Origin of the sequence: Streptomyces nanhaiensis, assembly GCF_046614825.1 — a bacterium.
Lineage (GTDB): Bacteria > Actinomycetota > Actinomycetes > Streptomycetales > Streptomycetaceae > Streptomyces > Streptomyces radiopugnans.
The window spans coordinates 1-22,328 of record NZ_JBKJFM010000107.1 but is presented as its reverse complement, the minus strand read 5'-3'; the positions used below and the strand labels follow the sequence as shown (position 1 = coordinate 22,328).

The 22,328-nt window shown below is 71.5% G+C and carries 19 protein-coding genes and 1 tRNA gene; 16 read left to right on the top strand and 4 right to left on the bottom strand.

What is annotated here, in order from left to right:
- The coding region (locus ACLIYP_RS21130; protein ID WP_412714697.1) for a GTPase domain-containing protein at positions 1 to 938 on the bottom strand (938 nt) is incomplete at its 3' end.
- A gap of 310 nt (positions 939 to 1,248) precedes the next feature.
- On the opposite strand from ACLIYP_RS21130, the gene ACLIYP_RS21125 reads away from it, so the two are divergent.
- From ACLIYP_RS21125 to ACLIYP_RS21085, 9 genes are all read left to right on the top strand, one after another.
- A tRNA-Arg gene (locus ACLIYP_RS21125) sits at positions 1,249 to 1,324 on the top strand.
- A 699-nt stretch (positions 1,325 to 2,023) separates the two neighbouring features.
- The gene (gene rfbB / locus ACLIYP_RS21120) at positions 2,024 to 2,992 is read left to right on the top strand and encodes a dTDP-glucose 4,6-dehydratase (protein ID WP_412714694.1); all 969 of its coding nucleotides are present in this window, start codon (positions 2,024 to 2,026) and stop codon (positions 2,990 to 2,992) included.
- A gap of 121 nt (positions 2,993 to 3,113) precedes the next feature.
- Positions 3,114 to 4,139, top strand: coding sequence for a zinc-binding dehydrogenase (locus ACLIYP_RS21115; protein WP_412714693.1), 1,026 nt, complete (start codon positions 3,114 to 3,116; stop codon positions 4,137 to 4,139).
- Positions 4,140 to 4,179: 40 nt separating this feature from the next.
- Entirely contained in the window at positions 4,180 to 5,628 is a 1,449-nt protein-coding gene (locus ACLIYP_RS21110; protein WP_412714692.1) for an MFS transporter, read from the top strand.
- A 153-nt stretch (positions 5,629 to 5,781) separates the two neighbouring features.
- Positions 5,782 to 6,702, top strand: a complete 921-nt coding sequence (gene rfbA, locus ACLIYP_RS21105) for a glucose-1-phosphate thymidylyltransferase RfbA (RefSeq protein WP_412714691.1) — start codon at positions 5,782 to 5,784, stop codon at positions 6,700 to 6,702.
- A 13-nt stretch (positions 6,703 to 6,715) separates the two neighbouring features.
- Positions 6,716 to 7,318 (top strand): dTDP-4-dehydrorhamnose 3,5-epimerase family protein, encoded by a 603-nt coding sequence (locus ACLIYP_RS21100; RefSeq protein WP_412714690.1) that lies wholly within the window; start codon positions 6,716 to 6,718, stop codon positions 7,316 to 7,318.
- Positions 7,319 to 7,367: 49 nt separating this feature from the next.
- Positions 7,368 to 8,543, top strand: coding sequence for a macrolide family glycosyltransferase (locus ACLIYP_RS21095; RefSeq protein ID WP_412714689.1), 1,176 nt, complete (start codon positions 7,368 to 7,370; stop codon positions 8,541 to 8,543).
- Between the two features lie 33 nt (positions 8,544 to 8,576).
- A complete protein-coding gene (locus ACLIYP_RS21090; RefSeq protein WP_412714688.1) occupies positions 8,577 to 9,029 on the top strand; it encodes a nuclear transport factor 2 family protein in 453 nt (150 codons plus the stop codon).
- A gap of 31 nt (positions 9,030 to 9,060) precedes the next feature.
- Positions 9,061 to 10,182: a DegT/DnrJ/EryC1/StrS family aminotransferase gene (locus ACLIYP_RS21085; protein ID WP_412714687.1), complete on the top strand. Its 1,122-nt coding sequence runs from the start codon at positions 9,061 to 9,063 to the stop codon at positions 10,180 to 10,182.
- Between the two features lie 504 nt (positions 10,183 to 10,686).
- On the opposite strand, the gene ACLIYP_RS21080 is transcribed toward ACLIYP_RS21085, so the two are convergent.
- Positions 10,687 to 11,832: an MFS transporter gene (locus ACLIYP_RS21080; protein WP_412714696.1), complete on the bottom strand. Its 1,146-nt coding sequence runs from the start codon at positions 11,830 to 11,832 to the stop codon at positions 10,687 to 10,689.
- Between the two features lie 151 nt (positions 11,833 to 11,983).
- Between ACLIYP_RS21080 and ACLIYP_RS21075 the strand changes: the two genes are divergently transcribed.
- The 3 genes from ACLIYP_RS21075 (at position 11,984) to ACLIYP_RS21065 (ending at position 15,504) form a co-directional block, all read left to right on the top strand.
- Positions 11,984 to 12,640 (top strand): TetR/AcrR family transcriptional regulator, encoded by a 657-nt coding sequence (locus tag ACLIYP_RS21075; RefSeq protein WP_412714686.1) that lies wholly within the window; start codon positions 11,984 to 11,986, stop codon positions 12,638 to 12,640.
- Between the two features lie 161 nt (positions 12,641 to 12,801).
- A complete protein-coding gene (locus ACLIYP_RS21070; protein WP_412714685.1) occupies positions 12,802 to 15,060 on the top strand; it encodes an MMPL family transporter in 2,259 nt (752 codons plus the stop codon).
- A 216-nt stretch (positions 15,061 to 15,276) separates the two neighbouring features.
- Positions 15,277 to 15,504, top strand: coding sequence for a DUF397 domain-containing protein (locus ACLIYP_RS21065; protein WP_412714695.1), 228 nt, complete (start codon positions 15,277 to 15,279; stop codon positions 15,502 to 15,504).
- Positions 15,505 to 15,618: 114 nt separating this feature from the next.
- Here the strand turns inward: ACLIYP_RS21065 and ACLIYP_RS21060 are convergent, their stop codons facing one another.
- Complete coding sequence (locus ACLIYP_RS21060) at positions 15,619 to 16,104, bottom strand: hypothetical protein (protein ID WP_412714684.1); 486 nt, start codon at positions 16,102 to 16,104, stop codon at positions 15,619 to 15,621.
- 49 nt (positions 16,105 to 16,153) lie between these two features.
- Positions 16,154 to 17,743, bottom strand: coding sequence for a hypothetical protein (locus ACLIYP_RS21055; RefSeq protein ID WP_412714683.1), 1,590 nt, complete (start codon positions 17,741 to 17,743; stop codon positions 16,154 to 16,156).
- 170 nt (positions 17,744 to 17,913) lie between these two features.
- Here ACLIYP_RS21055 and ACLIYP_RS21050 point away from each other — a divergent pair, with 170 nt between their 5' ends.
- From ACLIYP_RS21050 to ACLIYP_RS21035, 4 genes are all read left to right on the top strand, one after another.
- Entirely contained in the window at positions 17,914 to 18,147 is a 234-nt protein-coding gene (locus tag ACLIYP_RS21050) for a hypothetical protein (protein ID WP_412714682.1), read from the top strand.
- A gap of 192 nt (positions 18,148 to 18,339) precedes the next feature.
- The gene (locus ACLIYP_RS21045; protein WP_412714681.1) at positions 18,340 to 19,044 is read left to right on the top strand and encodes a hypothetical protein; all 705 of its coding nucleotides are present in this window, start codon (positions 18,340 to 18,342) and stop codon (positions 19,042 to 19,044) included.
- A 243-nt stretch (positions 19,045 to 19,287) separates the two neighbouring features.
- A complete protein-coding gene (locus tag ACLIYP_RS21040; RefSeq protein ID WP_412714680.1) occupies positions 19,288 to 21,030 on the top strand; it encodes an SPFH domain-containing protein in 1,743 nt (580 codons plus the stop codon).
- Positions 21,027 to 22,328 (top strand): SPFH domain-containing protein (locus ACLIYP_RS21035; RefSeq protein WP_412714679.1); only part of this gene is annotated, 1,302 nt, incomplete at its 3' end. The genes ACLIYP_RS21040 and ACLIYP_RS21035, both read left to right, overlap by 4 nt.

The following is a 22,328-nucleotide window of genomic DNA, read 5'->3' as shown; positions in this document are numbered from 1 at the left end:
CGGGAGCGCAGCGAGACCAGGGCCCCGGCGGCGGTCCGGCCGGCGGCGACCGCGCGGGCGGCGGGGTCCCCGGCGTGGTGGAGCAGCCAGTCGCGCAGTTCGGCCACGGCCGTGGCGGGCAGCAGCCCGGAGCCGCCGCGCGCGGACTCGGGCAGTTCGGGAACGGTGAAGCAGGGCACGTCTCCGAGGCCGGCCCGCTCCAGCAGGGCGGCGTAATGGCGGGAGACCTCCTCGGCGACCTGGTGGGGCACCCGGTCCAGCACGGTGGCCAGGGTCACGTCGTACTCGCGGGCGCTGCGCAGCAGGTGCCAGGGGATCGCGTCGGCGTAGCGGGAGGCGGTGGTGACCACGATCCAGACGTCGGCGGCGCAGAACAGCTCGGCGGCCAGTTCGCGGTTGGCGGTCACCAGGGAGTCGATGTCGGGCGAGTCCAGCAGGGCGAGCCCGACGGGCACGGCCTCGGCGGTCTCCACGGCGAGGGCGGGCGGGGCGTCGGCGTCGTCGGCCGCGTGGTCGTCGTCGTGGACGGCGGCCGGCCCGTCCTCCGCGGCCCGGCAGTCGTCCCGCCGCGGCGTCCAGACCCGTCTCAGCCGGGGCAGTACGCGGGGCCCGGCGAACCAGTGCTGGTCGGCGGGGTGGCAGACGAGCACGGGTGTGCGCGTGGTGGGCCGCAGCACCCCCGCGTCGCTGACCCGGCGCCCGACGAGCGAGTTGACCAGGGTGGACTTCCCTGCTCCGGTGGAGCCTCCGACGACGGCGAGCAGCGGCGCCTCGGGGGCGCGCAGCCTGGGCACCAGGTAGTCGTCGAGCTGGGCGAGCAGTTCGCTGCGGGAACGGCGGGCGCGCTCGGCCCCGGGCAGCGGCAGCGGAAAGCGGGCTGCGGCGACGCGGTCACGCAGCGTGGTGAGCGCGTCGAGCAGTTCGGTCCTAGCTTCCAAGATCGCCACATGCGCAGAATGCCCAATTTCGAATGGTTTTTGAAGTGCATTAGGGCTAGAACAGGGTGTTTTGACCCCTGTGGCCCGCGCCGCATCGGAGGCGGAGGGCATAACGACTGCACAACACCCGCCCCACCGGGCGCTCAAACCGGTGCATGATTCGTACTCGCCTGCGATTATCGGGACCGCTTCACTGAACCTCCACAGGGTGTCGCGGACGTGAAGCAACCGGGAGGATGCACCCGGGCCCCTATCCTTGTCGCGGCAAGGTCACCCGGGGGCGCTCCGCCGTCCGTCCGCGACCGCTTGAGCCCCCGTAGCTCAGTGGATAGAGCAGGCGCCTTCTAAGCGCTTGGCCGCAGGTTCGAGTCCTGCCGGGGGCGCCACTGACGTCACGTCAGGCGAGCCGCGTTTTGCCTGGTCGTAGCGTGTCCGACCCTCCCGGAACCCAGGCGTGCGCCGCTTCGGCGGAAGGCGCGGGGGTCCGGTCGGCACCGGGCCTCCACGGGTGCCCGCCCCTCACCCGGACGCACCCGGAACGCCCCTGCCGAGCGATGCCTGAGGGCGGTGCGGGGCCCCACCCGCACGGAGTCCCGCACCGCCCTCGGCCGCATCCGCCCTACCCCGCCCGGGGGACGTCCCGGACGCCCCCGTGGCCACCTCATCGTGAACGTCGCCGCTTCCGTCGCGCCGAAGACGCCGTCTGCCGGTTCGCACGGCGTGCCGCCCCGGTTGCATCCCGGCGTGGCGGCTTGCTCCACCGGACGGCGGCCCGGCGCGGATCGGCGCTTCCCACGAACACCGGCACGCGCTGCCCCGGCCGCGGGCAGCGTGCGGAGGGCCCGACGCCCGGCCCTGCTCCTCCGGGCCGGGCCGGGCCGTGGGCGCGGTCGCGGCGCGGCCTCGATCGGGCATCGCACCGAATACCCTGCGGTCCCTGCGGCCTATGCGGTCCCTGCGGCCCCCGGTCCGAGGACCCCGGGTCGCGGCCGGGACAGAGGTTCGGACCACGGGTCGGTCCGGCCGGCCTCGTCCACCGTTACGGCTCGACCCGGCCTCAAGCCCGCTTTCCTACCATCCGTCGCATGCGGATATTCGTCACCGGTGGCGCGGGCTTCATCGGATCGCAGTACGTCAGGGCCCTGTTGTCCGGCAGGCTTCCGGGGACCCCTGAGGGCGGTGCCCGGGTCACCGTGCTCGATGTGCTCGGCCACGGCGGCGACCTGAGGAACCTCGCACCGGTCGCCGGGCATCCCGGGTTCTCGTTCCTCCACGGTGACATCCGCGTCGCGGAGCTGGTCGACGAGGCGGTGCGCGGGCACGATGCGATCGTTCACTTCGCCGCCGAGTCGCACGTGGACCGGTCCATCGAGGACGCCCGTGACTTCGTGTCGACCAATGTGCTCGGCACGCAGGTGCTGCTGGACGCCGCCCGCCGGCACGGCGTCGGGCGTTTCGTGCATGTGTCCACCGACGAGGTCTACGGATCGATCCCGGTCGGCTCGTGGACCGAAGAGCAGCCACTTGCGCCCAACTCGCCCTACGCGGCGTCCAAGGCCGCCTCCGATCTGCTGGTGCTGGCCGCGCACAGGACCCACGGCCTGGACGCCGTGATCACCCGGTGCTCGAACAACTACGGTCCGTACCAGAATCCGGAGAAGGTCATACCGCGCTTCGTCACGAACCTTCTGCGGGGCCGCCGTGTCCCGCTGTACGGGGAGGGTTCCAACGTCCGCGAGTGGCTCCACGTCGCGGACCACTGCGTGGCCATCCACCTGGTGCTGCGCGGTGGCCGGGCCGGCGAGGTCTACAACGTCGGTGGCGGCACGGAACTGACCAACAGGGAACTGACCGCGCACCTACTGGAGAGTTGCGGGGCCGACTGGGAGATGGTCGAACGGGTCGCCGACCGCCCCGGTCATGACCAGCGGTACTCCCTGGACATGACCAAGATCCGAGGGGAACTGGGCTTCGCCCCTGAGCAGCCGTTCGACACGGGCCTCAAGGACACGGTCGAGTGGTACCGGGAAAACATGTCCTGGTGGAACGGGTGAGGGACTGACCGGATTTCAGGCCCTGTCCGGGGGATCCTCGAATGCCGTGACGCGGCCGTCCGGCCGTGCGGGTCCCAGCCGCATCGAAATGAATGAAGAAATGAACCGAAGGGGATTACCCATGACTGCCCAGACTCTGCCGAAGACCGGCAAGGAAGTGCGCCTGGCGCGCTATGTCACCGACCAGCCGTCGATGGAGGACTTCGAGGTCGCCGAGGTGGAGGCCGCCGCGCCCACGGCCGGCAATGTGGTGGTGCACAACCGGTATCTCCAGGTGACCGCCGTGATGCGGGACTTGATGGCCGAGGACCCCGGGCTGCCCATGATGCCCGGCTACAAGGTCGGCGAGCGGCCGTGGGGCGGCGCGATCGGCGTGGTCGTGGCCTCGGACAGCCCCGACCTGGCCGTGGGCGACACCGTCCAGCACCTGGACGGCTGGACCGAGTACTCCACCGGGCCCGCCGGCCAGTACTTCAAGGTCGAGCCCTCCTGGTACCCGGGTCTGGAGTACTTCCTGAACCAGGGCATCACGGCGTACCACGGCATGGCCGACGTCGCGGAGGTCGGCGAGGGTGACGTGGTCTTCGTGTCGAACGCGGCGGGCGGCGTCGGTTCGCTGGCCGGCCAGATCGCCAAGGCCAGAGGGGCCAAGCTGGTCATCGGCTCGGCCGGCAGCGCCGAGAAGGTGGCCTACCTGACCGAGGTGCTCGGCTACGACGCCGCGTTCAACTACAAGGACGGCCCGGTGGCCGAGCAGCTCGCCAAGCTGGCTCCCGACGGGATCGACGTGTTCTTCGACCTGGTCGGCGGTGAGCAGTTCGAGGCCGCCGTGCAGGTGGCGGCGCAGGGTGCCCGGTTCGCGCTCGGGGGCGCGGTCTCCGCTCAGACCGGTGACGCGCAGGGGGCGTTCCCCCGCCTGGACATCATGACCGGGATCATCCGGCAGATCGTCATCAAGCCGTTCTCCACCTACCACACGCCGGAGCAGATCCAGGCGTGGAACCAGCACTTCGCGCAGTGGCTCCAGGAGGGGAAGATCGTGCTGCCCCACACCGTGGTGGAGGGCGGCGTGGAGGCCGCGCCCGAGGCGCTCATCAACCTGCTGCGCGGTGCCTACAAGGGCAACGTGCTCGTCAAGATCTCCTGATGGCCGGCACCGAGCGGTTCCCGGGAAGGAGTCTTCCCCGATGATCGACCAGATGACGACGGCGGCGCCGGTCAAGCCACGCCGGACCGGATTCGTCCTCGCGGTGTGCTGCCTCGCCCAGTTGACGGTGATCCTCGACGCGTCGATCGTGAACGTCGCCATCCCGTCCATCCAGGAGGAGCTGCGCTTCACACCGGGCAGCCTGACCTGGGTGTACAACGGCTACCTGATTCCGTTCGCCGGATTCCTGCTGCTGGCCGGACGCATGGTGGACCTGCTGGGCGGCCGGCGCATGCTGCTGGTCGGCCTCGCGGTGTTCACGGTGTTCAGCCTCGTGGGCGGTATCGCACCGAACGCGGGGGCCCTGGTGGTCGGCCGTGCGGGCCAGGGCTTCGGCGGCGCGATCATGGCGTCCGCCTCGCTGGCGGTGCTCAGCTCGACGTTCACCCAGCCTGTGGAGCGGGCCAAGGCGCTCGCCCTGTGGGGCGCCGCCTCGGGCAGCGGCGGCGCGATCGGCGTGCTCAGCGGCGGCGCGATCGTCCAATGGCTGTCGTGGCGCTGGGTCTTCCTCATCAACGTGCCACTGTGCCTGCTGATCGTGGGGATGGCGGTGGTGTCGGTGGCCGCCACCGGGCGCACCGGCACCCGCGGGGGCGCGAAGCTCGACGTGCTGGGCTCGCTGTCGGTCACCTTGGGGATCGCCGCGCTCGTCTACGGTCTCGCCGAGGGGCAGCACTACGGCTGGGGTTCGGCCCGCATCGTCGCATCGCTGGTCGCCGGCGCGGTGCTGCTGGCGGTGTTCGTGCTGGACCAGGCGAAGTGGGCGGCACAGCCCCTGATGGAGCTGAGTCTGTTCCGCAACCGCTCGGTGTGGGCGGCCAATGTCACGATGCTGGCGCTGGGGGCGGCCCTGCCCACGGCCTTCTACTTCCTGACGCTGCTGTACCAGTCGGTGCTGCACTACAGCGCCATACGGACGGGGCTGGTCTTCCTGCCGCTGACGCTCTGCGCGTTCGCGGGCGCGGCCGCCTCCTCGGTCGTGGGGCCGAAGACGGGTCCGCGTCCGCTGATGCTGGTGGGGCTTCTGCCCATGATCGCCGGACTGTTGTGGCAGTCGACGGCCGACGAGAACGCCTCCTACATCGCCGACCTGCTGGGGCCCAGCCTGCTGTTCGGTCTGGGGCTCGGCATCCTGGTGACCTCCGTGGCCGCTGCGGCGACGGAGGGGGTGCCGGAGGACAAGCAGGGGCTGGCCTCGGGGGTGCTGAACACCTCCCAGGCGCTGGGAGGTGCGGCCGGCCTCGCGGTCATGGTCGCCCTGGCCCAGTTGCGTACGGCGCAGGTGGCCGACGGCGGTCCCCCCGATGTCCACGCGTTCGCCTCCGGTTACGGGGTCGCCTTCCTGGCGACCGCGGTGCTGCTCGTGCTGAGCCTGGCGGCGGCCGCAGCGGTGCCCCGCACGGTGCCCGGCGGCAAGGGGAACATCTGACGGTCCTCCTCCAGGCCGCCGCGCAGGCCCGTCCGGTTCTCCCGGGCGGGCCTGCGCGGTTGCGGCTGCCCGCCCCCGCGGCCCCGGGGCGACGCGGTCCGGGCCCACCCGGCCTCGACAGTCCCTATAGGCGGCTTCACTAGCTTCCGAAGCATGCGAGGCATAATTCTGGCCGGCGGAACCGGCTCCCGCCTGTGGCCGATCACCCAAGCCATGTCGAAGCAGCTCATGCCGGTCTTCGACAAACCGATGATCTACTACCCGCTGTCCACCCTGATGCTGGCGGGTATACGGGACATCCTCGTCGTCACCACGCCGTCCGACCGGAGCTCCTTCGAGCGGCTGCTGGGCGACGGCTCGCACCTGGGCCTGAGCATCGGGTACGCGACCCAGCCCGCTCCCGGAGGCATCGCCCAGGCCCTTCTGATCGGCGAGGACTTCATCGCGGACGAGCCGGTGGCGCTGATCCTCGGCGACAACATCTTCCACGGGGTCGGTCTCGGCGATCAGCTGAGGACCCACACCTCTCCGGACGGCGGGCACATCTTCGCCTATCCGGTGGCCAATCCAAGCGATTTCGGTGTCCTGGACTTCGATCTCGAAGGACGGGTCCGCTCCATCGAGGAAAAGCCCGCGCACCCGAAATCGCGGTACGTGGTGCCCGGTCTCTATTTCTACGACAACCGGGCCGTCGGCATCGCCCGTTCGCTGCGGCCCAGCCTGCGCGGCGAACTGGAGATAACCGAGGTGAACCAGGCGTATCTGCGCAGGGGCGAACTCAACGTCACCGTGCTCGACCGGGGCACCGTGTGGCTCGACACCGGGACGTTCGCCTCGCTGGTCCAGGCGTCGGAGTTCGTGCGGGTGGTCGAGGAGCGGCAGGGCCAGAAGATCGGCTGCGTCGAGGAGGTGGCCTGGCGCCGCGGGTTCATAGACAGCGACCGGCTCCGCGAGCTGGCGAAGCCGCTCATGCCCAGCGGCTACGGCGAGTACCTGGTGGGACTGCCGGACGCCGCGGGAGTGGAGATCCAGAACAAGGTCCCGGCCGGCGCCGGTGTCGGCGCCGTCGGCTGAGAAAGGGAACCTGATGATCTTCGAAGAGCTCGGCCTGGACGGTGTCCACCTCGTGGAGCCGAAGGTGCACGGCGACGCGCGCGGGGCGTTCGTGGAACTGTTCGTCGGCGAGAAGCTGCACGCGGCGGCCGGGCACCCCATGGAAGTGGCGCAGGTCAACTGCTCGGTCTCGCGGCGCGGCACGATCCGCGGGATCCACCTGACCGCCGCCCCGCCGGGAGAGGCGAAGTACGTCACCTGTGTGAGCGGGTCGATCGTCGACATGGTGGTGGACGTCCGGGTCGGCTCCCCGACGTACGGCGCGTCCGTCGCCGTTCCGCTGGACGACGTCCGGCGGCGCGCCGTGTACATCCCCGCGGGGTTCGGGCACGGGTTCGCGGCGGTCAGCGAGACGGCGGTGGTCACCTACCTGTGCGACCGCGTCTACACCCCGGGGAAGGCGATATCGATCGACCCGCTGGACCCGCGCCTCGCCCTGCCGTGGCCCGCCATGGACGACGTCGTCCTGTCCGACAAGGACCGCACCGCGCCGACGCTGGCGCAGACGGAGGCCCTGGGCGTACTGCCCTCCTACGCGGACCTCCGTGCCGAGGCACTGTCAGGGTCGCGTGCGTGACGCGGCCGGTATCCCCGAGCAAGCCGACGACTCCAGGAGCTGGAACCACGTGAGAAAACACATCGCTTTCCTGAACATCCCCGCCGCGGGCCACGTCACCCCGACGCTGGGCGTCGTGGAGGAGCTGGTCGAGCGCGGCCACCGGGTCAGCTACCTGGCCGCCGGGGACTTCGCCGAGCGGATCGCCTCGACGGGCGCGGACGTCATCCCCTACACCTCGGTCATCGACCCCCGGACCATCGCCCCGACCGGCGCGGAGGACTGGCTGGCGCGGGTGCTGCTGGGCGCGGTCCGGGAGGCGGCCGCCACCGCACCGGTGCTCGAGGAGTACTTCGGCGACGACGTGCCGGACTGCCTGGTCTACGACATCTCGATGCAGTTCCTCGGCCGGGTGATGGCACGCAAGCTCGGCGTGCCGGGGATCCAGCTCTACCCCGTCATCATCTCCCGCCAGTACTTCTCCGACGCCCAGGAGGCCGCCGAGGGGATGTTCGGCGAGCTGACGCGCGAGCTGCGCGCGTTCGCCGACGCGCACGGGCTGCGGGACGTCCCGCTGGACGAGTTGATGGCGGACGCCGCGCACAACATCTCCTTCATGCCGCGCGAGTTCCAGCCCGAGGGCGACTCCTTCCCCGAGGACCGGTACACGTTCGCCGGGATCACGCTGCGGCAGAGCGACCTGCAGGGGACTTGGAGGCCGTCCAGCGACAAGCCCGTCGTCCTGATCTCCCTGGGCACGACCTTCAACACCCAGCCCGAGTTCTTCGCCATGTGCGCCAAGGCGTTCGAGGGGCTGCCGTGGCATGTGGTCATCGCGGCGGGCCCCGGGGTGGACCTGGAGGCGGTGGGCGAACTGCCGCCCAACGCCGAGATCCACAGCTGGCTGTCCCTCCAGGCCGTGCTGGAGCACGCGGGCGCGTTCGTGTGCCACGGCGGCGCCGGCAACACCATGAACGCCCTGTACGCCGGGGTTCCCCTCGTCTCCGTACCGCACAACGGCGACTCCGAGATGATCGCCGCGCGGACCGGCGAGCTGCGCCTGGGCCAGGTGCTGCGCCCCGAGGAGGTCACCCCCGAGTCCCTCCGGGAGGCCGTTCTGGCGGTCTCCTCCGACCCCGTCGTGCGGACCAACCTGGACGACATGCGTGAGCACATGCGGAAGGCCGGCGGTGCCCAGCGCGCGGCCGACACGATCCTCGGCCACCTGCGCACCGCGGCGAACTGACCACTGCCCAGACACCGACAACCAGGAGAGACGATGAACTCGCACGACCTCGCCACCACGCTCGTCCCGAGCGACCTGTACCTGGAGATCCAGCAGTTCTACGCCCTTCAGCTCAAGATCCTCGACCGCGGGGACGGCGAGCAGTGGGCCCGGACCTTCACCCCGGACGGCGTGTTCCAGGCGGCGGACATGCCCGACCCCCTGGTCGGCCGGGACATACTGGTCAAAGCGATCGAGAGGCAGACCGGCCTGCACGAGGGGCTCGTCCTGCGGCACTGGATGGGGCAGCTGACCGTGGAGCGGCTCGGTGACGACACCGTCCGCGCGCAGAGCTACGTCATGGTCTACGTGACCCCGAACCGAACCCTGCTGAGCGGCGAGGTGCACTTCCGCCACCACACCCTCTGCGACGACGAGCTCGTCCGCGTCGACGGCACGTGGTTCGTGCGCAACCGTTTCGTCGAGACGGACGGTGACTACAAGTGAGGCTCCGCCGCACCCGCGGGGAGTCGAGGGGGTGGCGGGCGTGATCCCCCTCTTCAAGGTGGCGATGTCCGGCAAGGCGGCAGCCCTGGTGGGTGACGTCCTGGACAGCGGGTACATCGGGCAGGGCGCGAAGGTCGACGCGTTCGAGAGCGCCCTGGCCGAACGGCTGGACAATCCCCGGGTCCTGACCGTGAACAGCGCCACGTCGGGACTGCACCTGGCCCTGCATCTGGTGGCGACGGAGGCCGGGCGGGACGGCGAGGTCCTGGCGACGGCGCTGACCTGCACCGCGACCAACTGGCCCATCCTGGCCAACGGGATGCGCATCCGCTGGGTGGACACCGATCCCGCCACCCTCAACATGGACCTGGACGACCTGGCCCGGAAGATCACTCCGTCGACCCGGGCGATCGTCCTGGTGCACTGGGGTGGCTACCCCGTCGACCTGGACCGGCTGCGCCGTGTGCTCGACCAGGCGGAACGCGTCCACGGCGTACGCCCCCGGGTCGTGGAGGACTGCGCCGACGCGTGGGGCGCCACCTACCGGGGCGTGGCTCTCGGCGGGCACGGAAACATCGCGGTCTACAGCTTCCAGGCGGTCAAGCACCTGACCTCCGGTGACGGCGGTCTGATCGTGCTGCCCGACGACGAACTGCTGGCACGGGCGCGGCTGTTGCGCTGGTACGGCATCGACCGTGACGGCGGGGCGGCCCGGTTCAAGAACGACATCCCGGAGTACGGTTTCAAGTTCAACATGAACGACATCAACGCGGCCATCGGACTGGCCAATCTGGAGATCGTCGATGACCTCCTCGCCAGGCACAGGGAGAACGCGGCGTTCTACGACACCGAACTGTCCGATGTGGACGGCCTGGAGCTGACCGAGCGCGCCGGCGACCGCGACCCGTCGTTCTGTTACTACTCGGTCAAGGTGGACGGACGCGACGCCTTCGCACGGCGCTTGGCCGAGGCTGACATCGCCACCGGCGAGGTGCACCACCGCAACGACGCTTACACCGCGACCCGCGGCTCCCGGGCGCCGCTGCCGGGACTCGACGCCGTCGCCGAGCGCCAGATCGCCCTGCCGGTCGGCTGGTGGGTGTCGGACGAGGACCGGGCACACATCGCGAAGACCGTCAAGGCCGGGTGGTGACAGCCGGCGGACACGGGTGGGCGAGGAGGCGGGGCGGGCGGTTGCCGCCCCGCCTCCTCGCCCGCTTCCAGGGGTGCGGGGACGGCCGTCTGCGCCCGACAGGGGCTCGGCCGCGCGTGCACCGGGGGCCCCGCCGGCCCGCACGACGGGCCCCGGCCGGTGCACTGCCGTGCGCGGTGTCCGACGTGTGCGGTGTCCGACGTGTGCGGGTTCAGGGGCGCTGTCGGCCGGACTGGCTCCGGGAGGAGCTGGACGGCTCCGGGTGATGGTTCACGGGTTCAGGACATGGCGTAGCCGCGCCCATCGGGGTGGCGGGCCAGGCCGGCCGTCACCCACGCGGTCCGGTGCCGTCGGCGAACCACCGCTGCCGGCGGGGTTCGCCGCGCGACAACCCACCGGTCAGGACTCGAACCTGCGGCACAGGGCAGACGGGCCGGGCAGGCGCCTGCCCGGCGCTTGGCCGCAGGTTCGAGTCCCGCCGGGGACGCCCACGGCGTCCCCCTCTCAGGAGCGCGCCGCCCCGCGCATGCGCACCGCGCACAGGACGGAGGCCAGGAAGGCGGCGCCGACCATGGTCCAGCCGGCGCCGTAGCCGCCCGTGCCGTCCACCAGCGCCCCGAAGGCGAGCGGGCCGGCGGCGAAGCCGCCGAAGAAGCCCGCCGAGACCAGGGCCGAGGCGTGCCCGGTGGGCCCGAACCGCGGGCCGCGCACCACGGCCACCATCGAGACGGCGTTGGCCGCCACCGCCGACCCTCCCAGGCCGACGGCCCCGATCCACACCAGCGGCGTCAGCGCACCGGCGGCCGGCATCAGGACGACGAAGCACGCGGCGGCTCCCGCCAGGGCCGACAGCGGGACGGAGACGTCGGCGAACCGCCCGCTGAGACGCGCCCACAGCACGCGTGCCGCGATGCCCGCCACTCCGAGCACCGCGATGAGCGCGCCCGACGCCCGCTCCCCCATGCCGAGTTCCTGGTGCGCGTAGAGCGGGAGGTAGGTGTTGAGGCAGGCCAGGCCGGCGCCGACGCCGAACGAGTAGGCGACGAGCCGGCGGGCGGCGGCGTTGGGCGCCCCGGGCAGGAAGCCGCCCGCCCGTCCTTCGCCCGTCCGTCCCTCGCCCGCCCGCCGTTCGGCCGGGGGGCGGTCGGCCGGGAGCCGCAGGGCCAGGAACGCGGCGGACAGCGCCACCGGGACCACCAGGGCCAGTGCCGCGCGCCAGGAGAGCGCCGCCGCCAGCGCGGGGAGCAGCAGCCCCGCGGCGAACGCCCCGACCTGGACGCCCGACTGCTTGACGCCCACGGCCGCGGCCCGCCGCCCGGGCGGCAGATGGACGGCGATCAGCCGGTTCGTCGCCGGGTTGGCGAACGCCTGCGCGGCCCCGGCGAGCAGCAGCGCCAGGAGCAGCCGGACGGGGTCGCCCCCGAGCGCGAGGAGGGCGAAGGCCGCCGCCACGGTCGCGAGGAGCGCCACCAGGGCCTGCCGGCCTCCCATGAGGTCGGTGAAGTGGCCCGCGCAGAGCGACAGTACGGAGGCGGTGCCGAAGGCCAGGGCAGTCAACGCGCCCAGCCGGGAGCGCGAGATGCCGAGTTCCCCGAGGAGTGACGGCCCCAGCGCGCCGAGCGCGAAGAGCACGAGCATCGCCAGCCCCATGCTCACGGTGAGCAGAGGCACCATCCCCCCGGGCCCGCCCGGCGTCCGGTCGTCGCCCGCTCGCCGTCCCGACCGCGTGTCCATACGCGTCCCCCCTGTGGCCGTGCCGAGAAATTGACTGTAGTCTCACTCTAGAGACTCACTACAGCGAATGGAACGGGGAACGGACGGTGCCAAGGTGAAGGCCAAGCCCGGTATCAGGCGGCAGCGGGCCCAGGAGACGAGGAGGCGCATGCTGGACGCGGCGTTCCGGCTCTTCACCGCCCACGGCTACGACGGCACGACGATCGACTCCATCGCCCGGGAGGCGGGGGTCGCGGTCCAGACCGTCTACTTCAACTTCGGGAACAAGCAGACGATCCTCAAGGAACTCGTCGACGTCCGCGTCGCCGGGGACGACGAGCCGGTCCCGACGCTGGAACGCCCGTGGGTGCTGGAAGCCGTGGCCGCCGAGGACCCCGACGCCCAGCTGCGCCACCAGGTGGCGGGTGCCCGCGAGATCTACGAGCGGGTCGGCGCTCTGCTGGAGGTGCTGCGCAGCGCGGCGGTCTCCAACGAGGACGTCGCCCCGCTGTGGGAGCGCAACAAGCAGCAGCGCATGGAGGTACAGAGGCACCTGGTGAAGGCCCTGGCGGAGAAGCACCCGCTGCCCGGGGCCCTCACCCTCGACCGCGCCGTGGACATCAGCTACGGCCTGCTGGGCCCCGAGATGTACCACCTGCTGGTCACCGAGCGGGGCTGGACGCCGCGGCAGTGGGCCGACTGGGTCCACTCCTCCCTGCGCCACCACCTCGTCGGCCAGGGCTGAGGGCCGCGGGCGGACGCTGGCGGCTGCGGGCGGACGCGGACCGGGGTCGGGACACCCCGAACGAACATCCACGGCGTCCGGTGGCCCGACACCGGCACGTCCGACCACGGCGGAAGCGGCGGCCTGCCCGCATCCGCCCCGAAGACATCCGGGGGATCTCCATGACTCTGTACGCACAGCGGCAGCCCGGCCACGGCACCACCGGGCCGTCGCCGTCACCGCCGCGCAGCCGGCTCGCGGCCCTCGCCCGGTCGCTGGCCAGGCGCAGGGTGCCGGTCTTCGTACTGGTCGCGGCCTTCTCCATGGCCGCCGCGCTGTTCGGGGGCGGGGTCGCGGAGCACCTGTCCGGCGGCGGCTACACGCCCGGCGACTCCGAGTCCGCCCGGGCCGGGAGGGTGCTCGCCGAGCGCTTCGGGGCCGGATCGCCCGACATGGTCCTGCTCCTGGATGCCGGAGCCCCCGTCGACCGGCCGGAACTGGCCAGGGCCGGGAGGGAGTTCACCGAACGCGTGGGCGACTCGCCCTCCGTGGTCTCCGCGCGGTCGTTCTGGACCACCCACGACCCCTCGATGCGCTCGGAGGACGGGAAGTCCACCCTGGTGCTGGTCAAGCTCGCCGGTGACGAGGGCGAGGCCACCGGGGCGGCGCGGGACCTGGTGCCGCGGGTCACCGGCGAGCAGGGGCCGTTCACCGTGTCCGCCGCCGGCCGGGCCCCGGTCAACGACCTGCTGGAGAAGCAGAGCCGGCAGGACCTGACCCGTGCCGAACTGCTCGCGGCGCCGCTGACCCTGCTCATCCTGCTGGCCGCCTTCGGCTCCCTCGTCGCCGCGTCGCTGCCGATGCTGGTGGGCGTCGTGTCGGTCGTGGGCACCCTCGCCGTGCTGCGCCTGATGGCGGAGTTCACCGACGTGTCGCTGTTCGCGATGAACATCACCACCGCCCTCGGCTTCGGACTCGCCGTCGACTACAGCCTGTTCATCGTCACGCGGTACCGCGAGGAACTCGGCCGGGGACTGGACGTGCACGGGGCGATCGCCGAGAGCATGCGCACCGCCGGGCGCACGGTGCTGTTCTCCGCTCTCACCGTGGCCCTCTCGCTCGCCGCGATGCTGGTCTTCCCCGTGTACTTCCTGCGGTCCCTGGCGTACGCCGGGATCGCGGTGGTGGTCCTCGCGGCGGCGGCGTCCCTGGTGATCCTGCCCGCGGTGCTCTCGCTGATCGGCCGCCGCATCGACCGGCTGGACGTCTTCGCGGGCCTGCGCCGCCGGCTGCCGGGCGCCCGGCAGGGCGGAACCGGCTTCTGGCACCGGCTGGTGAGCGCGGTGATGCGCCGCCCGGTGCTGACCGGCGGAGCCGTGACCGTGCTGCTGCTCCTCCTCGCGCTGCCCTTCGGCCACGCCCGGTTCGGCCTCACCGACGACCGGATCCTCCCCGAGGGCAGCAGCGCCCAGGCCGCCTCCGACAGCATCCGCGAGGACTTCGACGGCGCCTCCACCTCCCCGGTGACGGTCGTCCTGCCGGACCTGGACCCCCGGGAGCGGCGCGGGGACCTGGAGCGGTACGCCCGCGACCTCTCCCTCCTCGATGGCACCGCCCGGGTGGACGGCGCGGCCGGGAGCTGGGCCGGAGGCCGGCGTGTCGCGCCTCCCGGACCGGCCTCCGCCGCCTACGCGGACGGCGGCGGGACCTGGCTGTCGGTGGTCTCCTCCGCCGGCCCCAACTCGGCGGAGGGCGAGGAGCACGTGCGGGCCGTACGCGCTGCCGACGCCCCGTCACACGCGCTGGTCGGCGGGGAGGCCGCGTCCCTGGTGGACACCAAGTCCTCGCTCGGCGACCGCATCCCCTGGGCCGGCGCGGTGATCGCGCTGAGCATGTTCGCCCTGCTCTTCCTGTTCTCGGGGAGCCTGGTGATCCCCCTGAAGGCCCTGCTGCTCAACGTGCTCAGCCTCACCGCCTCCTTCGGCGCGATGGTGTACGTCTTCCAGGACGGCCATCTCAAGTGGCTCGTGGGCGACTTCGTGCACACCGGGCAGCTGGAGGTGACCGTGCCGCTGCTGATGTTCTGCGTGGCGTTCGGCCTGTCCATGGACTACAGCGTGTTCCTGCTCTCCCGCATCCGTGAGGAGTACCTGGCCACCGGGGACAACACCCGGGCGGTGGTCTTCGGGATCGACCGCACCGGACGGCTGATCACCGCGGCCGCCCTGGTCGTCGCCACGGTCCTGGCCGCGCTCGCGACCTCCCAGCTGAGCCTGCTCAAACTCCTGGGCGCCGGGCTGGCCCTGGCGGTGATCGTGGACGCCACCCTGGTGCGCGGCGTCCTCGTGCCCGCCGCCATGAAACTGCTCGGCCGCGCCAACTGGTGGGCTCCGCGGCCGCTGCGGCGGCTGCACGAAAAGGCCGGCCTGCGCGACACCTGACCGCGCCCCTTCCCGGCGCCCGGCCGCCGGGAGGGGACCGGACGGCGCCCGGCGGGGACGTCGTCCGGTCCCGGCCGTGTCAGACGCCGTCCACCGGGGCTGGGGTGTCAGCGGAACCGGCGGGCTCGACGGGGTCGAACGGGCCGGGGAAGCCGTCGGGCACCGCTTTCAGGACGAACACGGCAACATGCGCTCGCAGGCTCTCAGCCCAGAGGCATCCGCCGGCCTGCTCAAGCAGATGCGAGGAGCGCTACGAGCACTACTGGACTGGACTGGTTCAAGAGCAGCTACAGCGGCGGCGGGGGCGGCGACTGCGTCGAGGTGGCCATGCGCCCCGAGACTGTTCTCATCCGGGACTCCAAGGACACGCAGCGGCAGCCGCTGTCCGTGTCCCCTGCCGCATGGTCGGCCTTCACCACCTACGCGGCGGGCTCGCGTCCCTGAAACCGTGAACGGTTGGAGGGGCGGCGCCTACGCGCCGCCCCTCGCCGAAGCCCCGCATACGACGAAGGGGCGCCGTACAACGCCCCCTCCGCCGCCCGACGGCAGGCACCGCGGCTACTTCTCGCAGCCCGTCTCCTCCATGCCCACTGGCAGGTACGCCTCGGCGAAGCGTTCGAGCTCCGCCCGCCAGCCGTCGGGCTCGGACACGTCGAAGCGCTCGACGGAGACGTCCAGGATGTAGTGGCCTTTCTTCCCCTGGTACGTGCACGGGTTGACCGAGAGCACCATGCCGTCCGAGACGACCGTGTCCGCGCCGAAGGACGCCTTCTTCGGGTTGACGAAACGGCTGGGATTCTCCGCCGCGAACTTCATGGCGTCGATCTCCCCACCGTCCCGGTATTCGCGGATGCCCAGTTCCGTCCGCCCGTCGACGGACAGCAGGCATCTCGTCATGTCGTCGCCGATGGGGGTCATCTCCGCCTCGAACTTCTCGCCTTCCGGCAGCAGCGGCCTCAGAAGTCCGGGGTCTATCTTCCTGCCGCAGACCTCCTGCGGCACCGTGTAGCCCTCCGAGCCGCCGCACGCGGACAGGGACGCCACCAGAACGACGACGGACAGCGCCGCTGCCCTCGGCCCGTGATGTTCTCCGCTAGTCCCCATTCTTGCCCGCCAGCCCCTTGGCACGGTTGTTCCCGTCGTACGCCGCTCCGCCTATCTCGTGCTGCAGACTGTATTCCGTCCCCGCGTCAGGGTGATCGGGGTTGGCTTCGGCCCACAGTTTCGCCAGTGCTTTGAGCTGTATCTCGCGCACTCGGAAGTTCTCCCCGTTCTCCCGACTGATCTCATCGTCGATGCGCCTCTGCTCCTCCAATTGCCAGGAGTACGCCATCGCGTCCACACCGCGCTGGGCCGCGTCGCCGACGACGGGGATGAAGTTCGCCGCACCGCCGACGAGGTGGTAGCCCCACTTGGCGTCCCAGGAGGGGTCGTCCTTGTCGGTGTCCAGAGCCTGGTACCGGGCCTCTTCGAGGAATCCGGTCGTGTGGCCGGCGCGCAGCAGGGTCTCCTTCGGGTCATCGGGAGTGCCCACGTTGATGTCCCGGCCCATCTCCCGGAGCAGCCCCTCGTTGAGGATTCCGTAAGCCTCCTGGTCACGGGACACCTGCTTGCTGACCTCCAGCAGTTGCTTCCTGTCCAGCGGGCTCTCGTACGGGTCGAGGCTGCTGGCCGCCCGGTGCACGGTGTCCGAGTGGTTGGCGAGGACTTTGGCCATGTCGTCGCGGATCTCCGGCGGGAAGTCGTCACCCGTCGCCGACAGGTACTTCAGCGAGCGCTCCAGGACCGCGCTGTGCTGGTCCGTGTGCGGCACGAAGGCCGCTGTGTCGTCGTGAGGGTCGATGCCGGTGGCCGCCGCGAAGAGCGCGTCGCCGATGGCCTCGCGGGCGGCGAAAGGCGGGTCCTGCCCGATGCCGTCGGGGAAGCCCTCCCGTTCCCCGAGCACGTACTGGGCGTTGTCCTGCGGGTGCGTGGAGGTGAAGAACTCGGTGGACGCCTCGGGGTTGCGGCTGAGCGCCGTCATGAAGCCGGTCATCGGGTCCAGGCCCAGGTCGTTGTCGGTGCTGCCCGGGTTGAGGATGGTGTGCCCGGAGGTGAGGCCCTGCCAGTGGCGGCTCGGCAGGCCCATCTCCTTCTCCCTCTCGACCAGGGCGTCGCCGTAGTCGTTGAGGAAGTCCTTGTCGTATGTGCCGTGGTGCATCAGGTTGCCCATGACCTGGAAGCCGTACGGGCTGCCCTGCGTGGGCACGTCCAGTTGCCTGGGCCCGAGTTCGATGACCTCCTTCTTCCACGCCTGCATGGCGGGACTGTCGCTGTGCGACGCCTCGGCCAGGACGACGCTGAGATTCTCCTGTGCCTCCTTCAGCTCCTCGATCCGATCGTCGCTGAAGGGGCCGCCCTGCCGGGGGTCGTTGAGGTTCGCGTAGAACTCCAGGAAACCCCTGCCGCCCATGCCGGTCGCGAAGCGCTCGGCGAAGGCGGGGTTGTCCATGTTCTCGGCCACGTGCTCGTTGAACCGCTTGAGTTCGGCGTCCGTCATGGACGATCCCTTGGACGCCATCTCGAGGGCCTTCTCGGCCTCCTTGACGCCCTGCTGGTCCCGGTATTCCCGCAGGGAGGAGTAACTGTCGCTGCCGAAGTCGTACGGGTGCCCTGCGACGAGGGACCGCAGTACGGCGGCCATCGTCTCGTCCGCCTGGCTCGCCTTGTCGACCGCCTGGCTGATCTGGTCCGCACGGAGTTCAGCGTCTCCTGCGTAGGCCCGGGATCGGTGTTGCCCTCGCCGCACCAATCGGGATGCACGGAGCGGGCGACACCGCGGTAGGTGCGGTCCTCCTGCTCCTGGCTCACACGGTGGCGGGTTACCTCGTCTTCCTGGCCTACATGTCCGGGACCGCCAATCCGTGGGAACCGGACGCCGCCGCGCACTCCGGCATCGCCGCGGGGTCGGCGCTGCTGGTCGCCGGCGTCTCGGCGCTGCTGGCCCGGGGGTTCGTGAGGGCCGGGCACCTGCGCCGGTGGTGGTACGCGCTCCCCGTGCTCCTGGGCCTGGCCGCGCTGCTGCGGCTGACCGTCCTCACACCCTGAATCCGGCGAGCGGGCCCCGGGCGCCCCCGTCCGTCCCGCTGCGCCGCACAGGTGCCGGCGCGGCAGGAACCCACCGTGCGGGCCGTACGGGCTTGGTGCCGTGTTGCTGTCCTGGAGGGGAGTCGGCGCCCGCGCCGCCCGCCGGATGGCCGGATCCAGGTCCGAGTCGCCCTCCCACTAGGGTGACGGGGCATGCGACACATACGAACCGTCACAGCGATCCTGGCCGCCGGCCTGCTCACCGTCGGCTGCGGGGGAAGCGAGGACGGCAACGGGGGTTCCGGCACGCAGAGCAGTGCGGAGGCCGGAAACAGCAAGAGCGACAAGAGCGACCGGGCCGAGGAGGGGGAGCGGCTGCCAGTCGTGGTGGAGTCCCCCGCGGAGAAGCCCGTGGGCATCAACCCCACGATCAGCCCGACCCCGGAGCGGGACGCCGACTTCACCGAGAAGGTGATCCACGAACTCCGTGAGCGGACCGTGCGGATGGCCGGCGTGATGAAGAGCACCAGCGGCTCCTGCGAGGGTGGTGAGATCACCCTGAAGGCGAAGGCCGCCACCGAGTGCACGATCGCCTACGCGGACGTGGAGATCCCCTGGACGGTGACGATCTCCGACTCCTACAAGGAGGGGTCCTTCTTCATCCAGTACAACGCGGAGCCGGGCAAGGGCCTGCTGACCGGCGAGGGCGTGAGGGCGAAGCTCTGGGAGGACAACCACCAGTACAGCGATGAAATGCGCTGCGAGGAGCTGCCCGAGGCCGAGGTCGTCGACCTCGACGCGGACACGGGCTACAAGTGCCAGCTCGTCAACGAGAAGAGCGACGGATCGGGCGAGTACACCGTCGACATGGCCGTCAAGGTGAAGCGGGGCGGTCCCTGGTTCGACCGCCTCGGCTGAGACGGCGCGGCTGAAGGACCGGCCGGGCGGCCCGGGTCTCCCGGGCCGCCCGGCCGGTTCGGTGCGGCACTCCCGGCGCGGACGTGCCGCCCGGGCCGGGTGAAGCCGAAGGTCCCGTCCGGGTCACGATCGGGCCCCGTTCCCGCCCCGGGCGGGCCGTGTGATGTGAGATGAAGTGGAACACCCGTACGGGACGAACGCGACCGGAGACGGCGAAGGGCAGACGTGGCACGAACCCAGGAAATGCGCAGAACCGCACAGACGGTCGCCCAGGGGGCCGATCCGCGGGCCGTGGCCGAGGAGGAGCTGCGCCGGCGACGGCGCGGCGGGGCAGGGAACGGTGGAGACGCCGGGGCCACCGGGGACGCCGGGGCCGCCGAGGGCAGAACCTCCCAGCAGGACGGCATCGACCCGGCCGACTTCCCCGCCGCGCGGGAGCAGGGCGGCGGCTCCATCGCCACCGTGATGACGCAGCGGACCGTCCCGCTGGCGGAGGCCGGGGAGGTGCTCAACCGCAGCGAGCAGCGGCGCGAGGGCGGCGAGCCGGTGCACGCCATCTGCCCGATGGTGCTCCCGCGCGGACGCTCCCTGCTGAGCATGCTCCCGGTGCTCATGCTGCTGGTGGTGGGCGCGGTGGGCTCCTCCGTGGTCTCCGCCGCGGGCGGCAGCGCGCTGACCAATCCCCTCTTCGGCCTCCACTACTGGGTGCTGTCGGTGTCGGCGGTGGTCTTCGTCTGGTGGCGGCAGGGCATGGTGATGGTGCCGGACGGCTGCCAGGCTCTGATCACCCGCTTCGGGAAGCTGGAGCAGGTGGTCGGCCCCGGCCGGGTGATCCTGCTGAACCCGTGGAAGCGGGTGTCGTACATCCTCAACACCACCCGCGAGTACCCGTTCAACGCCCCCGTGCGCGAGGCCCCCACCCGCAGCGGGGTGAAGGCGTCGATCGACCTGTTCATCCAGTTCCGGATCAACGACCCGGTGGAGTTCGTCTACACCCTCGGCGCGGTCCGCGGCTTCGAGGAGAAGCTGAGCAACGCGGTCAGCGAGACCATCCGCAGCCTGATCTACGAGCAGGAGGCCGCCGGCATCTACGACATGGTCGGCGAGGACACCGGCCGGCTCCTGGAGCAGCTCAACCAGCAGTTCCAGCCGGCGGTGGAGCTGACCAACGCCAACATCACGCACGCCGAGCCCTCCGACCGCAACTACCGCATGGACCTGGCCGCCCCGGAGATGGTGCGGGTCGCCAAGGAGGCCTACACCCACGAGTACGCGCTCCAGCTCCGCAAGGAGCAGGACGAGGGCGACCTCACCAAGGAACTGGCCACCCTCCAGGAGACGTTCTCCGCGATCCAGGCCGAGATCGCCCAGTACCAGGCCCAGATGGACACCGCCGTGGAGCGGGAGACCAACCGGGCCCAGGCGCTGGCCCGGCAGCGCTACGTGCAGGCCGAGTCGGAGGCGAAGGCCAACGCCGCGCTGCTGGAGGCGCAGGCCCTGGACATCCGCGCGGTGACCGCCGCCGAGGCCCCGGAGATCCTGGAGTACCGCTACCGGCAGCAGATCCTCGACACCCTGGAGCAGGTGGCGGACCACCTGCCGCAGCTGGTGCGGGTGGGCGGCGCGGAGGAGGCCGACGGCACGGCCGGGGTCGACTTCCTGCGGCTGGCCAGGGAGATGATCGGCGAGCACGGCACGGAGCTGTTCACGGAGGACGACATGGCCGCCGTGCGCACCCGGCTGCGGGAGGTCTCCGAGCGCATCGAACAGCGCCAGGAGGAGATCCGCGCCCTGCTGGCGGAGGAGCGGCCGACCGTGCCGGCCGGAAGCACCGCGGCCGCCGGGGGCCTGGAGGCCGCGGACCCCGCGGCGCCCGGCGGGGAGCCCGGACCATCCGGAGCACCTGAGGCACCCGGGGAGACCGGAGTGCCCGAAGCACCCGGAGCGACCGAAGCGTCCGACGACACCGAGGAGGGCGCGCAGTGAGCGCCGTGTCCAGCACCCGCAGGTCGGTCATCTCCGAGGCGGTGGCCCCCTGGAGCGAGATCGCCCAACTGCTGCGCGGCGGCGAGGCGGGCACCCTGGTCCCGGTCATCATCCCCCGCCACCGCCGCCGGCTGTGGTGGCTGCTGCCGCTGTGGTTCGGGGTGTTCGCGCTGCTGACCGGCGTACTGCTGTCCGCGGGCGACTCCGACGGGCTGACCGGCGCCGCCCGCGGCTCCCTGGCCGCGCTCTCCTACGTCCTGGGCGTCCTCGCCCTGCTGGCAGGGGGGTTGTGGTGGTGGCGCTCCTCGATCGTGGAGATCGAGCAGGGCACCAACGGGGTCCTGACCCGCTACGGAGCGGTCACCCGCACCCTGGACCCCGGCCGCCACTATCTGTGGCACCCGTGGTCGCGGGTGGAGTTCGTGGTGGACACCGCCACAGAGATCCCCTACTCGGCACCGGTGATGGCCTGTCCGACCCAGGAGAACGTGCCGCTGCGGTCGATCGAGTTCTTCCTGAAGTTCCGCATCACCGACGCGGTGCTGTTCGTGCGGACCATCGGCGCGGGCAACTTCGACCTGGTGCTCTCCAGCGCGGTGCAGGACGCCATCCGGCAGCGGGCGCGCAGGATGCGCACCGAACGGGCCTACGACCTGCGGGGTTCGGACGTGGCCGACATGCAGGAGCTGCTCAACCGCCAGCTCTCCCGCTACGGGGTGCGCATCACCGGCTGCAACATCCCCGACGTGCAGCTCCCGGCCCAGTACCAGCAGCACCTGGCCACCCGTGAGCGGGTGGCCAAGGAGCGCGCCGCGTACGACCAGGAGTGGGGCCTGACCCGCAAGCGCCGCATCGACAGCCTCCGGATGGACATCGAACGGGCGAAGAAGGTGCGCGACGCGCGCATCGTCGAGGTGAAGGCCGCCCTGAACCGGGCGCGCGAGGAGGTGGCCCAGCTCCTGGAGGAGCAGGAGACCAACGCGCAGCGGGTGCGGTTCGAGATCGAGACCCGCGGGCGCAGCGGTCTGATCGCCGCCGAGAACGAGGCGCGCGCCCAGCGCCGGCTGGCCCAGGCGTACCGCGACAACCGGGCGGTCCTCCAGTACGAACTGGCCCGCCGCCGCCTGGAGGTCGGCGCGACCCTGGCCGGCAGCGCGCCGCGGCCGGTCGTGGTGCGCACCGACGGCGCCGGTGGCGGTGACACCTCGGCGCTGTCCACGCTCCTGACGGCCCAGCTGCTGCCGCGGCTGGCCGCCCTTCCGCCGGTGGACCGCGGTGCCGGGTCCGCCGGCGCGGCG

Coding starts and splice junctions, on each gene's coding strand:
- rfbB (WP_412714694.1), top strand. CDS start 2,024: ATGCGGATATTCGTCACCGGTGGCGCGGGCTTCATCGGATCGCAGTAC.
- ACLIYP_RS21115 (WP_412714693.1), top strand. CDS start 3,114: ATGACTGCCCAGACTCTGCCGAAGACCGGCAAGGAAGTGCGCCTGGCG.
- ACLIYP_RS21090 (WP_412714688.1), top strand. CDS start 8,577: ATGAACTCGCACGACCTCGCCACCACGCTCGTCCCGAGCGACCTGTAC.
- ACLIYP_RS21070 (WP_412714685.1), top strand. CDS start 12,802: ATGACTCTGTACGCACAGCGGCAGCCCGGCCACGGCACCACCGGGCCG.
- ACLIYP_RS21075 (WP_412714686.1), top strand. CDS start 11,984: ATGGAACGGGGAACGGACGGTGCCAAGGTGAAGGCCAAGCCCGGTATC.
- ACLIYP_RS21040 (WP_412714680.1), top strand. CDS start 19,288: ATGCGCAGAACCGCACAGACGGTCGCCCAGGGGGCCGATCCGCGGGCC.
- ACLIYP_RS21110 (WP_412714692.1), top strand. CDS start 4,180: ATGATCGACCAGATGACGACGGCGGCGCCGGTCAAGCCACGCCGGACC.
- ACLIYP_RS21045 (WP_412714681.1), top strand. CDS start 18,340: ATGCGACACATACGAACCGTCACAGCGATCCTGGCCGCCGGCCTGCTC.
- ACLIYP_RS21100 (WP_412714690.1), top strand. CDS start 6,716: ATGATCTTCGAAGAGCTCGGCCTGGACGGTGTCCACCTCGTGGAGCCG.
- rfbA (WP_412714691.1), top strand. CDS start 5,782: ATGCGAGGCATAATTCTGGCCGGCGGAACCGGCTCCCGCCTGTGGCCG.
- ACLIYP_RS21080 (WP_412714696.1), bottom strand. CDS start 11,832: ATGGGGCTGGCGATGCTCGTGCTCTTCGCGCTCGGCGCGCTGGGGCCG.
- ACLIYP_RS21055 (WP_412714683.1), bottom strand. CDS start 17,743: ATGGCCGCCGTACTGCGGTCCCTCGTCGCAGGGCACCCGTACGACTTC.